1 pseudogene is annotated in these 864 nt (G+C 56.4%); it reads right to left on the bottom strand.

Features of this window, described 5'->3' with window-relative positions:
- Positions 1-793: pseudogene (locus MOV76_RS39250) on the bottom strand (hypothetical protein); the annotation flags it as partial.
- Between the last annotated feature and the right edge of the window lie 71 nt (positions 794-864).

The raw sequence follows: 864 nt of genomic DNA, 5'->3' as shown, positions 1-864 counted from the left end.
GGATATGCTGGTCGCCCAGCCATTCGGTATGGTCGAGCGACAATCCGCTGCGGCCTTCGATCGATGGATCAACCTGCTGCAGCGGCGAAGTTGATCTGAACTCGGCACGTGGATCCGAACGGCCGTCCAGACCGGCCGGTTCGCGGCCACTTGCCGGCTCAGGGGACAACCCCGACGCTACGTTCGCCTCAACGACTTGCTGGTACTGCCGAAGCCGCTTGAAAGACATGGTGAGGTTTTTTCCCATGGCTTCGGTGAAGTCTTGGTAATCTTTTTTCAACGACCTTTGCTGCATCTCGCTGCCGTTGAGCCGGCTCGCTATGCTCTCCCTACCCCTGGTTTGCAGCCAATTACTAAACTTTCGTTGATTGCTGGCCAGATTCCAGGCAACTTGCCTCTTGGAAGTCGAGTCCGATCCGAGCTTGCTCAGCTCTTGGTTGGCGAAGCCATCAATCATGAGGGCGTCGTCGGGATAAGGATCATGCTGTTTCAACTGCGACTCGGCGCCTAGATACTGCCGCAGCCGATCGAAACCCACGACCACTTTTTTTCCTTCCTCCTTGGTAAAGGCCCTAAAATCCTCCTGCAACGACCGTCGCTGCTCATCACTGCCGTTGAGCCGGCTGACTATGCTCTCCCTGCCCTCCCTTTTGAGCCAAGCGCTAAACTTTCGTTGGTTACTGGTATTTTTCTGAGAATTCGGGACTGATCCGAGCTTGCTCCGCTCTTCGTTGGCCAAGGCATCAATAATGAGGGCGTCGTCGGGATAAGGATCATGTATCTGGCGCCCCATCAGGCGCGGCCCAGGTCCAACGGCTTGGAGTTCTTGCCCCTCAGGCGCGAGCCTCCTGAAATGAGACAGTG

Origin of the sequence: Rhizobium sp. PRIMUS64 (assembly GCF_023006465.1) — a bacterium.
Lineage (GTDB): Bacteria > Pseudomonadota > Alphaproteobacteria > Rhizobiales > Rhizobiaceae > Rhizobium > Rhizobium leguminosarum.
The sequence above is the reverse complement of the archived record's forward strand: the minus strand, read 5'-3'. Positions and strand labels throughout refer to the sequence as shown.